Below are 14,248 nucleotides of genomic sequence, written 5' to 3' on the forward strand. Positions count from 1 at the left end.
GTGAAGGCTTAAATTATCTGCCGTACTTCGTCGAGGGTGGTGGTTCCATAGGTGCCCAGATCCAGCGTATTACCGCCGTTACTGCGAATAACGCCCTGCACCAGCGCAAACTGAAGCGGCTGGGCCACCAGTTGCGTTCCGCCATTACTGGCAGCAATTGACACGTTGTAAGAACCGCTTGGTGCATCCGTGCCATCGGTCATGGTGCCGTCCCAGGTGAAGGTATGAACGCCTGCTTTCAACCCGCCAATGTCAATGGTGCGCACCACTTTGCCGTCTTTATCGGTAATGGTTGCGGTAACCTTATCTGCCGGTTGCTGCAGCTCAATTCCAAATGGTGTTGTCGTGGTTTTGGCACCCTCTTCTGTCCCTTTACCGGTCAGGATGGTGGTACCCGGGATCATGACACCGTGGCCAATCAGCGTACTGGCCTGCAGCGACTGACTGTTGTCGATCTGCCCGGAGATCGACCCTAACGTGGTGTTCAGTTTCTCAATCCCGCTCACGGTACTGATTTGCGCCAACTGGGTAGTCAGTTCGTTGTTTTGCAGCGGGTTGGTAGGGTCCTGGTTTTTCAGTTGTGCAACCAGCAGCGTAAGAAAGCTGCTTTGCAGGTCAGCGGCGTTGCTGCCCGTCAGGGAGCTGTTCCCCGTGGCGGCATTAACTCCCGTCGTGCTCGGGTCATTCATTTTTACAGCAATAGACATGTGCGCCTCCTTTACTGGCCTAGCGTCAGCGTTTTAAGCATCAAGCTTTTCACGGTGTTGAGCACTTCGACGTTTGCCTGGTAGCTACGTGAGGCAGACATGGTGTTGACCATCTCGCCAACAACGTCCACATTCGGCATTTTTACGTAGCCGTTCGCATCGGCCAGCGGATTACCGGGTTCATAAACCAGCTTATCCGGCGCCTGACTTTCAATGACGTCAGCAACTTTTACGCCACCGGTTGCCGCACCTGGCGCAGCATCTACCTGAAAAACAACCTGCTTCGCGCGATACGGCTGACCGTCGGGTCCGCTGACGCTATCCGCATTCGCCATGTTGCTGGCCGCGACGTTCAGGCGTTTAGACTGAGCCGTCAGCGCAGAACCTGCGATATCAAAAATATTTAACAGCGCCACGAATTAGTTCCCTCCTTGCAGCACGTTCATCATGCCTTTGATTTGTCCACCCAGCGCCGTCAGCCCCATTTGATATTTGAGGCTGTTGTCTGCAAATTGCGTGCGCTCCCGGTCCATATCTACCGTGTTGCCATCAAGAGACGGCTGGTCAGGAATACGGTAGAGCAGCTCCGTAGACGGCGCAGAAACGGTCTGGGCTGGGATGTGTTGTGCAGAGGTCAGCGTCAACGAAACGCCGCCGGTTTCTTCCCGTCCTCGCACCATGACTTTTTTTAATTCACTGGCGAAATCCAGATCGCGCGCCTGGTACCCCGGCGTGTCGGCATTGGCAATGTTGGCCGCCAATATTTCCTGGCGTTGGGCGCGCAAATTCAGCGCTTCCTGTTGAAAACGTAAGGCGGCGTCGAGCTTATCGAGCATATCTCCTCCGCAAATGACAAAATTCAGCCGACAGCTTAAATCCCATTACGCGCGCGTTATCGCCGGAATAAACGCAAAATGCGTCGCTATTTGTTGCGTTGATGACTGCGTCACACAGGTAAAATCCTGCCACTACCTGAAAAAGCGCGAGGTTTTGATGCAAACGTTTAAACGTGGAATAGTCGTGGCAGCACTGCTGTTCAGCCCTATGACGCTGGCGCAAGACCTGAATTCGCAGCTAACGGCATGGTTTTCCCAGCGCCTGGCCGGATTTAGCGATGAGGTGGTGGTCACTATCCGAACGTCACCAAACTTATTGCCCAACTGCGAACAACCAGCATTAAGCGTGTCAGGTAGCGCGAAACTGTGGGGCAATGTGAATGTGCTGGCCCGCTGTGCCAACGAAAAACGTTATCTGCAAGTGAACGTGCAGGCGACGGGAAACTACGTTGTTGCCGCTGCGTCCGTAGCGCGAGGTAGCACCTTGACCCCAGCCAGCGTAACGCTGAAACGTGGTCGACTGGACCAACTACCGCCGCGCGCGGTGCTGGATATGAGTCAGGTGCAGGATGCAGTGAGCCTGCGCGATCTGGTGCCGGGCCAACCGATACAGCTTTCGATGTTGCGCCAGGCATGGCGGATCAAGGCCGGTCAGCGCGTGCTGGTAATTGCTAACGGAGATGGCTTTCGGGTCAATGCCGAAGGTAAAGCGCTGAACAACGCCGCTGTCGCACAGAATGCGCGAGTGCGGATGATTTCAGGCCAGGTGGTGAGCGGCGTCGTCGATTCTGATGGGAATATTCTTATTAACCTATAATAGGTTAAAGATTTTTTAGCGTGTGCCGATAGATAAACAACCAATGATTACAGCGGGCCGCTATAGCGTAACCCCTCGATGAGGAAAAATAAAATGAGCATTGATCGTACCTCACCATTGAAGCCAGTAAGCACCGTTCAGCCGCGTGAAACCAGCGATGCGCCGGTGCAAAAAGCGCGGAAGGAAAAAACCACCGCGACCACCAGCACCAGCGTCATGCTGAGCGACGCTCAGGCCAAACTGATGCAGCCCGGCACCAATGACATCAATATGGAACGTGTGGAAGCACTGAAAACCGCAATCCGTAACGGTGAATTGAAAATGGATACCGGAAAAATTGCCGACTCGCTGATTCGCGAGGCGCAGAGCTACCTACAGAGTAAATAAAGTATGACTCGTTTGTCAGAAATACTTGACCAGATGACGACCGTCCTCAATGACCTGAAAACGGTAATGGATGCTGAACAGCAGCAGCTTTCCGCAGGGCATATCAACGGCAGCCAGCTACAGCGTATTACAGAAGAAAAAAGCTCCTTGCTGGCAACCCTTGATTATCTTGAGCAGCAGCGCCGCCTGGAACATGACGCCACGCGCAGCGCCAATGATGAGATTGCTGAACGCTGGCAGACTATCACCAAGAAAACACAGCATTTACGCGACCTCAACCAGCACAACGGTTGGCTGCTGGAAGGGCAGATCGAGCGTAATCAACAAGCAATACAAGTGCTGAAACCGCACCAGGAACCGGCGTTGTATGGCGCAAACGGTCAAACCTCTGCTGCGCACCGCGGCGGGAAAAAATTCTCTATTTGATGTCAGCCTGATAACGTTTTGCTTATCAGGCCTACGCCTTTTGTAGGCCGGATACGGCGTTATGCCGCCATCCGGCATTGATCCATTACGCCGTCCGGCGCACAAACTCTTTTACTTTAAAGCCCAGTACGGCGAGTGCTGCGAAGTAAGCGGCAATACCTGCCACCACGACCGCCATCAGACGCAGCAGACGCCACAACATCGTTCCCTGCGACCAATCCGGCATGATGTAGAGCATCCCAACCAGCACCGCAGACATCACCAGCACGGAAATCACCAGACGCGCCAGGAACCAGGTCCAGCCCGGTTGTGGGGTAAAGATTTTCTGTTTCCGCAGTTGCCAGTACAGCAGTGAAGCGTTCAGACATGCCGCCAGACCAATCGACAGCGACAATCCGGCATGCTTTAACGGCCCGATAAACGCCAGGTTCATCACCTGGGTCATAATCAGCGTCACAATGGCAATCTTCACTGGCGTTTTAATATCCTGGCGCGAGTAAAAGCCCGGAGCCAACACTTTCACCACGATCAAGCCAATCAAACCTACCGAGTACGCCACCAGCGCACGCTGGGTCATCGCGGCATCAAAGGCGGTAAATTTACCGTACTGGAACAGAGACACCGTCAGCGGTTTGGCCAGAATACCCAACGCTACGGCACTCGGTAATGCCAACAGGAAACACAAGCGCAGGCCCCAGTCCATCAGGCGACAATATTCATCATGATTACCGCTGGAAAAGCTTTTGGACAGCGATGGCAGCAGGATAGTCCCCAGCGCCACGCCCAGAACACCGGACGGAAACTCCATCAGACGGTCGGCATAATACATCCATGAAACTGAGCCAGAGGCCAGAAACGAGGCGAAAATCGTATTGATGATCAGTGAAATCTGGCTGACCGATACCCCAAGGATCGCCGGGCCCATTTGCTTGACGACACGCATCGCCCCCGCATCACGGAAGTTCACGCGCGGCAGCACCAGCATGCCAATTTTCTTCAAGTGCGGAAGCTGATAAATCAGCTGTAGCACGCCACCAACCGTAACGGCCCACGCCAGCGCCAGCACCGGCGGGTTAAAATAGGGTGCCGCAAATAGCGCGAAGCCGATCATGCTGATATTCAGAAAGGTCGGGGCAAACGCAGGAATGGAAAAGCGGTTCCAGGTATTAAGGATCGCACCAACGAGTGAGGCCAGTGAAATCAGTAGAATATAGGGAAAAGTGATCCGCAGCAGTTGAGTGGTCAGCGCAAATTTATCCGCTGTGTCGGCAAATCCCGGCGCGGTGACTAATATCACCCATGGCGCAGCCAACATCCCGGCTACCGTCACCACGGCCAGCGCCAGCGTCAACAGTCCGGAAACGTAGGCAACAAACACGCGGGTAGCATCTTCCCCCTGCTTGCTTTTGTACTCAGCAAGAATCGGCACAAATGCCTGCGAAAATGCGCCTTCGGCAAAAATTCGGCGCAACAGGTTAGGAAGTTTGAATGCCACAAAAAAGGCATCTGTCGCCATCCCTGCACCAAAGATTCTGGCGACAATCGCATCACGCGCAAAACCCAGCACACGTGAAAACATCGTCATCGAGCTGACGGCTGCCAGCGACTTTAATAAATTCATCTATGTTGTATTCCAGACTCTGAGGCAAAACCCCGACAAACCTGCCCGTAGGTCGGATAAGGCATTCTCGCCGCCATCCGACACTTTTGCTGTGCCTGATGGCGACACCCTGGCACCTTATCAGGCCGACAAACCAGCCTATGGTTGAAAAGAGGTGTTATTTTGAGTGGGCATATAGTACCTGGATTACAATGAATTACTACCGCCAGATGTTACAGGGGGTTATTCAGCCATCGCCTCCCGCCACAGCTTTTCAACAACACGCTGGGCCAGTAGCGCCTGCTCGCCTGCCGTCTGGGGAACCGTCTGATTTTGCACGCACTCAATGAAATGACGCGCACATCCGGCAAAACCACGCTGTTCTAAGGTCGTTTGCCAGCCCGCTATCGGCTTATGAACAACACCTTGCCCACGCTCCTCCCGCCATTCCCGCATATCAGTGACGTCAATCAGGCCGCCGTCCGTCACCGCCTGCACGCTCTCGCGCTGGCTACCGGCACGGCGATGCATACTGGTCGTTATCTGCATTTGACCGACAGAAAAATGATGCTCGGCGTAGAGCATCGCACCAGATTCATTGGTCAGCAGCGTGCCGTTATTTAACTGCGCCTGCCCTCCCGCCAGCCACAAAGCGGTATCGACCACGTGCAGATAGTCGTCCAGCAGAGTGAAGCGCAGATCGTGCGGCCCAACGCTATCCGTACGGTGCTTATCCATACGTACTGACGCTGCGGTGCCCAACTGGGTTTTGAGATCCTGGTACAGCGGTGCAAATCGACGGTTAAACCCGACCATCAGCGTGAGTTTTTTCCGCGCGGCCAGCTCGACCAGTTGCTCAGCCTCGTGCAGGTTTTCCGCCAGCGGTTTATCCACACACACGTGAACTCCGGCATTCAGCAATTCACTAACTACCGCATAGTGCGTCGCGGTACTGGAATGGACGAAAACCGCGTCGCAGGTTTGCGCCAGATTCTTCAATGAATCCACGTAGGGTATTCGCCAGGTGTCACAGATACGCTGTGCTTTATCGCGTGAAGGTGAAAATGCGCCTTGCAGCGTCCAGTCCGCGGAGGTGCCTAGCACGGGTAGCCAGGCCTTTTGTGCAATACCTCCCAGGCCGACTACGCCGATACGTAATTTTTTCACGTTAGTCTCCCAGGTGCGCCAGCAAGGAATCAAGTCGCTGCTTAAGCTCTGCGACTTCCGTTTCCAGCGCTTCCACGCGCGCCTGCAGATCACCGGAGGCTACAGGGGGTTCATCTGCCGCGGCAATGGCTTCATCAACCTCACCACAAAACAGGTGCATATAGCGACTTTCACGTTTGCCCGGCTCACGCGCCAGGCGGATCACATAAGGCCCATCTTCCCGGTTCGCCAGATTTTCCAGCGTCGACTCCACTTCGGCCATATCGCTGAATTCGTACATACGGGATGCGCGGCTACGCAGTTCACCAGGCGTCTGAGCGCCCCGCAGCAGCAGTGTGGTGATTATGGCCACCTCTGCGGCACTAAGCTTCAGATTGCCAAATTCAGAGTTGCAGAAACGCTGCTCATATTTCGTGACGCGATTGCCAAAACCGCTCACCGTGCGCAGAAAATGTCGCTTAACCAGGTTATCCAACTGCTCCTGCACGTCCGATTCCGACAGGTTCATCACCGGTTCACGATTCGTTTTTTGATTGCAGGCTGTTACGACTCCATTAACGGAGAGTGGGTACTGTTCCGGCGTGGTCACTTGTTTTTCTAATAAACAGCCAATCACTCGTGCTTCGGTGGCGGTTAATTCGTATTTCATCGTCTTCTCCATTAATCATGGCTGCATCTGAAACTTAGCGGCCGGGGGTCCATTCTGATGTGGTCAACGCCGTCAGCACGTGATCGCGCCACTGCCCGTCAATCAGCAGGTAGTCTTTGGCATACCCTTCTTTTTCAAAACCCAGTCGCGCCAGCAGGTCACCGCTGCGCTTATTATGTGGCATGTAGTTAGCCATAATGCGGTGAATATGCTGCGTGCGCTGCATATAACGGATGGCCGAGGTTAAGGCTTCATACATTAGCCCCTGCCCCTGCCATTTCTGCGCAATGGAGTAGCCGAGATAACAGGCATGGAAGGATCCCCGCACCACGTTTGAGAAGTTCGCAACGCCGATAATCTCTTTTTCGTCCGGATCGAGCAGCGCAAAATAATAGGCGGTGCCCTGTTTATGAAACTCAGAGATCATGCTCAGACGCGCCTGCCAGCCGGACGGATAGCAGTGGCTTTCATCGCGAATAGGTTCCCAGGGTTTTAAGAAATGACGATTTTCTGCGTAATAATCTGCCAGACGCCAGGCATCACGCTCATGCACTAAACGCACGACCATGCGGTCGGTGGTTAAGCGCACTTTTGGCACGTTACTGCGATAGCCAAACATTCTATACCTACTCCTTCCCGTAACGTCTTCAATACGCTATTCGCATTACTATACCTGTGCGAATACGCCCTGTGAAAAGAGCAAAATGCCATTTTTTGAATTATTCACACATTTTGATGAAAACTCTCTATCAAGACGGACTTTTGATAAAAAAATATTGTCCCGCGAAGGGTGGGAAAAGCGATGACGACACCGCAGAATAGGAGGTGCTTATCTTTTAAACTCTATCCAGAGTGACGAGTTTTTCCCTGGAGGGGAAATGTCGCAAGTCTCGCAGGCAAGGAACCTGGGTAAATACTTCCTTCTCATCGATAATATGCTGGTCGTGCTGGGTTTCTTCGTCGTTTTCCCGCTGATCTCAATTCGTTTCGTCGACCAAATGGGCTGGGCCGCCGTGATGGTCGGTATTGCACTAGGATTACGTCAATTTATCCAGCAGGGGTTGGGTATTTTCGGCGGTGCTATTGCGGACCGTTTCGGTGCAAAACCGATGATCGTCACCGGCATGCTGATGCGCGCTGCCGGGTTCGCCACCATGGGCATTGCCCATGAGCCGTGGCTGCTGTGGTTTTCCTGCTTTCTCTCCGGACTGGGCGGTACACTATTCGACCCACCCCGTTCGGCGCTGGTGGTTAAACTGATCCGACCGGAAAAGCGCGGGCGCTTTTTCTCTATTCTGATGATGCAGGATAGCGCCGGGGCCGTGGTTGGCGCGTTGCTTGGCAGTTGGTTATTGCAATACGATTTCCGTCTTGTCTGTGCCACCGGCGCAATTTTGTTCGTTCTGTGCGCGGCGTTTAACGCCTGGCTGCTCCCGGCATGGAAGCTGTCGACAGTGAAAATTCCAGTGCGCGAAGGGATGAGCCACGTGATGCATGACAAGCGCTTTGTCACCTATGTGCTGACACTGGCGGGCTATTACATGCTGGCGGTACAGGTGATGCTGATGCTGCCAATCATGGTGAACGACATCGCAGGTTCACCGGCCGCTGTGAAATGGATGTATGCCATCGAGGCATGCCTCTCATTGACGCTGCTCTACCCAATTGCCCGCTGGAGTGAAAAACGTTTTCGCCTTGAACATCGTCTGATGGCCGGTCTGCTGGTGATGTCTCTGAGCATGATGCCGATCGGTCTGGTGGGGAATTTGCAGCAGTTGTTCACCCTGATCTGTACGTTCTATATTGGCTCGATCATCGCCGAACCCGCGCGTGAAACCCTTAGCGCCTCACTGGCGAATGCACGTGCCAGAGGAAGCTATATGGGCTTCAGTCGACTGGGGCTCGCTATCGGCGGCGCAATTGGATATATCGGCGGCGGCTGGCTGTTTGACATGGGCAAAGCCCTGGCACAGCCTGAGTTGCCCTGGATGATGCTCGGTATTATCGGCCTCATCACCTTCCTGGCGCTGGGCTGGCAATTCAGTCTCAAACGCCCAACGAGAGGCATGCTGGAGCCAGACGCCTGATAGCCGAACCTGCGTCCGGGCGCTTTTCAGTTTTTTCTGCTGGCGTCCGGGGCGCTGGTACTCGATGATGCTTTGTGTCACGATTACGCCACATGCATCATGTTGAGGAACCCCATGAAAAAGTTTTTTTTTGCCGCTGCACTGATTGTCAGCGGCCTGTTGGTTGGTTGTAATCAACTCACGCAATACACGGTTAGCGAGCAAGAAATTAATCAGGCCCTGGCAAAGCATAATAACTTTTCTAAAGATATCGGCTTGCCCGGCGTTGCTGAAGCACACATCGTACTAAATAATCTCGCCAGTCAGATTGGCCGTGAAGAACCCAATAAAGTGACGCTGACCGGTGATGCCAACCTGGACATGAATTCCCTGTTTGGCAGCCAAAAAGCGACCATGAAGCTGAAGTTAAAAGCCTTACCGGTATTCAACAAAGAGAAAGGCGCAATTTATCTGCAAGAGATGGAAGTCGTGGATGCGACCGTTACACCAGAAAAAATGCAGTCGGTACTGCAAACGCTGATGCCTTATTTAAACCAGTCGCTGCGTAACTATTTCAACCAGCAGCCAGCCTACATTCTGCAGGATGACAGTAGCCAGGGTGAAGCACTGGCGAAAAAACTGGCGAAGGGAATTGAGGTGAAACCGGGGGAAATCATCATCCCGTTCACCGACTAATAAAACTGAGGGCGCCGATGCGCCCTTTTTTTTCGTGCAAACGAAAACGTTTCCGCTTATCCTTTGTTTCCGGCAAAAAAGACTATCCTCAGCCGGAGCATATTAATGACTGCACCATCCCAGGTTTTAAAGATCCGCCGCCCAGACGACTGGCATCTTCACTTTCGCGATGGCGACATGTTAAAAACTGTCGTGCCCTACACCAGTGAAATTTATGGTCGCGCCATTGTCATGCCGAACCTGGCACCGCCCGTCACCACGGTTGACGCGGCTATCGCTTATCGCCAGCGCATTCTTGACGCGGTACCTGCTGGACACGACTTCACACCATTAATGACCTGCTACTTAACGGATACGCTGGATCCCAACGAGCTGGAACGTGGATTTAACGAAGGCGTATTCACCGCAGCAAAACTCTATCCGGCCAATGCCACCACCAACTCGACGCATGGCGTAACCTCTATTGACGCCATCATGCCGGTGCTGGAGAGGATGGAAAAATTGGATATGCCGCTGCTGGTGCACGGCGAAGTGACGCATGCAGATATCGATATTTTCGATCGCGAAGCGCGCTTTATTGAAACGGTGATGGAACCGCTGCGCCAGCGTTTGACCTCGCTGAAAGTAGTGTTCGAGCATATCACTACCAAAGATGCTGCCGAATACGTGCGCGACGGTAACGAGCATCTGGCAGCGACTATTACGCCACAGCACCTGATGTTTAACCGCAACCACATGCTGGTTGGCGGGATTCGTCCTCACCTGTACTGCCTGCCGATCCTCAAACGTAACGTCCACCAACAGGCGCTGCGTGAACTGGTTGCCAGCGGGTTTACGCGCGCCTTCCTCGGTACCGACTCAGCGCCGCACGCACGTCATCGCAAAGAGTCAAGCTGTGGCTGTGCTGGATGCTTTAATGCACCGACCGCACTAGGCAGCTATGCCACCGTGTTTGAAGAGATGAATGCGCTGGACCATTTCGAAGCCTTCTGCTCACTCAACGGCCCACAGTTCTATGGTTTGCCGGTAAATGAGACCTTTATTGAGCTGGAACGCGTGGAGCACCTGATTCCTGAGAGCATAGCGTTGGAAGACGATACGCTGGTGCCTTTCCTGGGTGGCGAAACGGTACGCTGGTCAGTAAAAAGCTAAAAAAAGTGTAGCCAACCGATTCGAATAACTGTATAAATAACCAGTATATTCCACAGGGGGCTACTATGCGTATTGAAGTCACTATTGCCAAAACTTCACCTTTACCTGCCGGTGCAATTGACGCACTGGCAGGTGAACTCTCCCGCCGTATTCAGCACCATTTTCCGGATAACGAAGGTAACGTTACCGTCCGTTATGCCGGCGCAAACAATCTGTCGGTTATTGGCGCGACCAAAGAGGACAAAGAACGCATCAGCGAAATCCTACAGGAAACCTGGGAAAGCGCGGATGACTGGTTCATCAACGAATAAATAATGATATGCAGTGATGTTTGTTTGCCGGGTCGCCCCGGCTTTTTTATACACGCTATCTTGTAATCAATCGCGCATTTCTTCTGACGAGCATTTAATTTAATATTAACCCACCGATTATCTTTTAACCAAAACAACAAAATAATTGTGCAACATACTAAAAAAAAATGAATAACATGTCGGTTTCTTAGTCAGATAACGCTGAAAACAAAAATTTTATGCCCTTCCCTCTTTAAATTTTCAATGAATACCCTTATTTATTGATATACTGAAGTTGCTTCAGAAAAAAACGCATTGAACCTCGAAAACCGTTGTCTAGTAACACGAATTAGGGGGCATGATGGAAAAGAATAATGAAGTCATTCAGACTCATCCGCTTGTAGGGTGGGACATCAGCACTGTTGATAGCTACGATGCGCTGATGCTGCGTTTGCACTACCAAACCCCGAACCGCCCTGACCCGGATGGGACTGAAGTTGGTCAAACGCTCTGGTTAACCACTGATGTTGCCAGGCAATTTATTTCGATATTAGAAGCAGGAATCGCCAAAATTGAATCTGGCGATTACCAGGTAAATGAGTATCAGCGACATTAAACCTGATACATCCAACCATCAAAGGCACCTTAGCGGTGCCTTTCTTATTTCCAGGTTGAATATTCCAGGTCAGTTATTTACCCTTCTACTATCGCGATTGCAGAGAGAAGCGGATGAAATACGACTTAATCATTATTGGCAGCGGTTCGGTAGGCGCCGCAGCTGGATACTATGCCACTCGTGCCGGTCTGAAGGTTCTGATGATCGATGCGCATATGCCACCACATCAACAGGGCAGCCACCACGGCGATACTCGATTAATTCGTCATGCTTATGGCGAAGGCGAAAAATACGTTCCGCTGGTGCTACGTGCGCAAACATTGTGGGATGAACTGTCCACCCATAATGAAGAACCGATTTTTGTTCGCTCCGGAGTTATCAACCTCGGTCCGGCAGAGTCAACCTTCATAGCAACTGCAGCGCAAAGCGCAAAACAGTGGCAACTTAACGTTGAACAATTAGATGCAGCGGCCATCATGGCTCGCTGGCCGGAAATTCGCGTACCTGACAACTATATCGGTCTGTTTGAAGCGGAGTCCGGTTTTTTACGCAGTGAGTTAGCAATTAAAACCTGGATCCGTCTGGCGGAAGAAGCAGGCTGTGCGCAACTGTTTAAATGCCCGGTCAGCGCAATTCATCACGGTGATGATGGCATCACGGTAGAAACGGCTGACGGTGACTACCATGCGAAAAAAGCAGTGATCAGCGCCGGTACCTGGGTGCAGGCTTTAGTCCCTGAACTACCGATACAACCGGTGCGCAAAGTGTTCGCCTGGTATCAGGCCGATGGGCGCTACAGCGTTAAGAATAACTTCCCGGCTTTCACCGGCGAGCTGCCAAATGGCGATCAATACTACGGTTTCCCGGCTGAAAACGACGAGCTGAAAATTGGTAAGCACAATGGCGGACAGGTAATCCATTCTGCAGAAGAGCGTAAGCCATTTGCCGCTGTAGCCAGCGACGGTTCTGAAGCCTTCCCATTCCTGCGCACAATTCTGCCTGGCGTTGGCTGTTGCCTGCACGGCGCATCCTGCACTTACGATAATTCACCAGATGAAGACTTTATAATTGATACTCTGCCGGAACATGACAACACGCTGATCATTACCGGACTGAGCGGACATGGCTTTAAGTTTGCCTCTGTACTGGGAGAGATTGCGGCAGACTTCGCTCAGGACAAACCGTCTGACTTTGACCTGACCCCCTTCAGGCTAAGCCGTTTTAAGTGATAATAAATGAATGGCCTCGTTGGTGAGGCCATTTTTAATGACAGGAATAACGTCAATGCGCCGTATCTTTCACTATCTGGTTAATAATATTCGCGAGCATCTTATGCTCTACATTATTTTATGGTCACTGCTGGCCATTATGGATGTAATATATATTATGTTTTTCTGATTCCTGCGCGCTGACAATAATTGACAAAAATTGAGATTAGCTTAATTTTCATTGCAATAAACTGAACAATAACAAAAACCATAACATCCCATAGACTAAGCCCCGCCACATATTTTCGCACTAATCCCTTGATGATTACCTCAACAATCAGTCAACTTAATTGAACAAAAAATAAATATCATCACTATTGTTATTTATTAGTTGCATTAATGTCTTTTACACGCCATTTTCATTCACTTCTGAAATATCAATCGGTGTACTTATGCAATTCAATAATACTCCACAGCGCTATGGCGTAGTGTCAGCCACATTACATTGGCTGATTGCGATTGCTGTATATGGCATGTTTGCGTTGGGGTTATGGATGGTCACGCTTAGCTACTATGATGGCTGGTATCACCAGGCCCCCGAACTGCATAAAAGCATCGGCATCCTACTCATGATGGGACTGGTTATCCGCGTTATCTGGCGGTTGTTCTCCCCTCCGCCTGCTGCGTTGGCAAGCTACTCCCGTTTAACCCGTATCGCCGCGGCAATGGGTCACCTCGCACTTTATTTGCTGCTCTTTTCAATAGTCATCAGCGGATATCTGATTTCCACCGCAGATGGCAAAGCGATAAGCGTCTTTGGCTGGTTCGACATTCCCGCCACCCTGGCCAATGCGGGTTCCCAGGCCGACCTCGCCGGTAGCTTGCACCTGTGGCTTGCGTGGACCGTGGTGATTTTATCCCTACTACACGGACTGATGGCCCTGAAACATCACTTTATTGATAACGACGATACCCTCAATCGCATGTTGGGAAAATCGTCATCTGACTATGGAGCTTAAAATGAAAAAAAACCTGCTGGGACTTACACTCGCTTCTCTTTTATTCACCACCGGGTCGGCCGTGGCGGCAGATTACAAAATTGACAAGGAAGGACAGCATGCCTTTGTTAATTTCCGTATTCAGCATCTGGGTTACAGCTGGCTGTACGGCACTTTCAAAGATTTCGACGGTACGTTTACCTTTGATGAGAAAAATCCCGCAGCCGATAAGGTTAACGTAACCATCAACACCAACAGCGTTGACACTAATCACGCCGAACGCGACAAGCATCTGCGCAGTGCAGATTTCCTTAACGTGGCAAAATTCCCGCAGGCGACCTTCAGCTCCACCAGCGTGAAAAAAGAGGGGAATGACCTAGATATCAGCGGTAATTTGACCCTGAACGGCGTTACCAAACCGGTTACGCTGGACGCGAAGCTCATCGGTCAGGGTGGCGATCCCTGGGGCGGTACGCGCGCTGGTTTTGAAGCGCAAGGTAAGATTAAGCTGAAGGATTTCAACATCACCACCGATCTCGGACCTGCATCGCAGGAAGTCGATTTGATCATCTCAGTGGAAGGTGTTCAGCAGAAGTAACGCATGAATTACCGGATGAGGTTCTGCCCCTCATC

General features: G+C 51.8%; 19 protein-coding genes. 12 read left to right on the top strand and 7 right to left on the bottom strand.

Annotation, left to right across the window (positions count from 1 at the left end; translation table 11 throughout):
- Positions 1–8 precede the first annotated feature (8 nt).
- From flgD to flgB, 3 genes are read right to left on the bottom strand one after another with little or no spacing between them, the layout of a single operon-like run.
- Positions 9–707 carry a flagellar hook assembly protein FlgD gene (flgD, locus tag OGY17_RS15330; protein ID WP_008784359.1) on the bottom strand — a complete coding sequence of 233 codons (699 nt, stop codon included), beginning with the start codon at positions 705–707 and terminating at the stop codon, positions 9–11.
- A gap of 11 nt (positions 708–718) precedes the next feature.
- Positions 719–1,123 carry a flagellar basal body rod protein FlgC gene (gene flgC, locus OGY17_RS15335; RefSeq protein WP_003036191.1) on the bottom strand — a complete coding sequence of 135 codons (405 nt, stop codon included), beginning with the start codon at positions 1,121–1,123 and terminating at the stop codon, positions 719–721.
- Between the two features lie 3 nt (positions 1,124–1,126).
- Positions 1,127–1,543, bottom strand: a complete 417-nt coding sequence (gene flgB / locus OGY17_RS15340; RefSeq protein ID WP_003036189.1) for a flagellar basal body rod protein FlgB — start codon at positions 1,541–1,543, stop codon at positions 1,127–1,129.
- A 157-nt stretch (positions 1,544–1,700) separates the two neighbouring features.
- Here flgB and flgA point away from each other — a divergent pair, with 157 nt between their 5' ends.
- From flgA to flgN, 3 genes are all read left to right on the top strand, one after another.
- Positions 1,701–2,360, top strand: a complete 660-nt coding sequence (gene flgA / locus OGY17_RS15345) for a flagellar basal body P-ring formation chaperone FlgA (RefSeq protein ID WP_008784358.1) — start codon at positions 1,701–1,703, stop codon at positions 2,358–2,360.
- Between the two features lie 93 nt (positions 2,361–2,453).
- The gene (flgM, locus tag OGY17_RS15350) at positions 2,454–2,747 is read left to right on the top strand and encodes a flagellar biosynthesis anti-sigma factor FlgM (protein WP_003832153.1); all 294 of its coding nucleotides are present in this window, start codon (positions 2,454–2,456) and stop codon (positions 2,745–2,747) included.
- Positions 2,748–2,750: 3 nt separating this feature from the next.
- Entirely contained in the window at positions 2,751–3,173 is a 423-nt protein-coding gene (flgN, locus tag OGY17_RS15355; protein WP_003036178.1) for a flagella biosynthesis chaperone FlgN, read from the top strand.
- 85 nt (positions 3,174–3,258) lie between these two features.
- On the opposite strand, the gene murJ is transcribed toward flgN, so the two are convergent.
- From murJ to rimJ, 4 genes are all read right to left on the bottom strand, one after another.
- Positions 3,259–4,794, bottom strand: coding sequence for a murein biosynthesis integral membrane protein MurJ (gene murJ, locus OGY17_RS15360; protein ID WP_008784357.1), 1,536 nt, complete (start codon positions 4,792–4,794; stop codon positions 3,259–3,261).
- Positions 4,795–5,016: 222 nt separating this feature from the next.
- A complete protein-coding gene (locus OGY17_RS15365; protein WP_032942955.1) occupies positions 5,017–5,940 on the bottom strand; it encodes a Gfo/Idh/MocA family protein in 924 nt (307 codons plus the stop codon).
- Between the two features lies 1 nt (position 5,941).
- Positions 5,942–6,589: a YceH family protein gene (locus OGY17_RS15370; protein ID WP_020996497.1), complete on the bottom strand. Its 648-nt coding sequence runs from the start codon at positions 6,587–6,589 to the stop codon at positions 5,942–5,944.
- A gap of 34 nt (positions 6,590–6,623) precedes the next feature.
- Positions 6,624–7,208 carry a ribosomal protein S5-alanine N-acetyltransferase gene (gene rimJ, locus OGY17_RS15375; RefSeq protein WP_100272651.1) on the bottom strand — a complete coding sequence of 195 codons (585 nt, stop codon included), beginning with the start codon at positions 7,206–7,208 and terminating at the stop codon, positions 6,624–6,626.
- A 259-nt stretch (positions 7,209–7,467) separates the two neighbouring features.
- Between rimJ and mdtH the strand changes: the two genes are divergently transcribed.
- The 9 genes from mdtH to OGY17_RS15420 all read left to right on the top strand — a co-directional run bounded on the left by mdtH (position 7,468) and on the right by OGY17_RS15420 (position 14,213).
- Complete coding sequence (mdtH, locus tag OGY17_RS15380; RefSeq protein ID WP_003832142.1) at positions 7,468–8,676, top strand: multidrug efflux MFS transporter MdtH; 1,209 nt, start codon at positions 7,468–7,470, stop codon at positions 8,674–8,676.
- A gap of 114 nt (positions 8,677–8,790) precedes the next feature.
- A complete protein-coding gene (locus OGY17_RS15385; protein WP_020996498.1) occupies positions 8,791–9,351 on the top strand; it encodes a lipoprotein in 561 nt (186 codons plus the stop codon).
- Between the two features lie 105 nt (positions 9,352–9,456).
- Positions 9,457–10,503, top strand: a complete 1,047-nt coding sequence (gene pyrC, locus OGY17_RS15390; protein ID WP_286607743.1) for a dihydroorotase — start codon at positions 9,457–9,459, stop codon at positions 10,501–10,503.
- Positions 10,504–10,568: 65 nt separating this feature from the next.
- Entirely contained in the window at positions 10,569–10,814 is a 246-nt protein-coding gene (gene dinI, locus OGY17_RS15395; protein WP_003036157.1) for a DNA damage-inducible protein I, read from the top strand.
- Between the two features lie 340 nt (positions 10,815–11,154).
- The gene (gene bssS / locus OGY17_RS15400; RefSeq protein WP_003036154.1) at positions 11,155–11,409 is read left to right on the top strand and encodes a biofilm formation regulator BssS; all 255 of its coding nucleotides are present in this window, start codon (positions 11,155–11,157) and stop codon (positions 11,407–11,409) included.
- A gap of 113 nt (positions 11,410–11,522) precedes the next feature.
- The gene (solA, locus tag OGY17_RS15405; protein ID WP_128317507.1) at positions 11,523–12,638 is read left to right on the top strand and encodes an N-methyl-L-tryptophan oxidase; all 1,116 of its coding nucleotides are present in this window, start codon (positions 11,523–11,525) and stop codon (positions 12,636–12,638) included.
- A 55-nt stretch (positions 12,639–12,693) separates the two neighbouring features.
- Positions 12,694–12,807: a YceO family protein gene (locus OGY17_RS15410; RefSeq protein ID WP_003036148.1), complete on the top strand. Its 114-nt coding sequence runs from the start codon at positions 12,694–12,696 to the stop codon at positions 12,805–12,807.
- A 262-nt stretch (positions 12,808–13,069) separates the two neighbouring features.
- Positions 13,070–13,636, top strand: coding sequence for a cytochrome b (locus tag OGY17_RS15415; protein ID WP_008784352.1), 567 nt, complete (start codon positions 13,070–13,072; stop codon positions 13,634–13,636).
- A gap of 1 nt (position 13,637) precedes the next feature.
- Positions 13,638–14,213, top strand: a complete 576-nt coding sequence (locus OGY17_RS15420) for a YceI family protein (protein ID WP_008784351.1) — start codon at positions 13,638–13,640, stop codon at positions 14,211–14,213.
- Positions 14,214–14,248 lie beyond the last annotated feature (35 nt).

Source organism: Citrobacter sp. Cpo126 (assembly GCF_030332445.1).
In the GTDB taxonomy this organism is placed as follows: Bacteria; Pseudomonadota; Gammaproteobacteria; order Enterobacterales; family Enterobacteriaceae; genus Citrobacter; species Citrobacter portucalensis.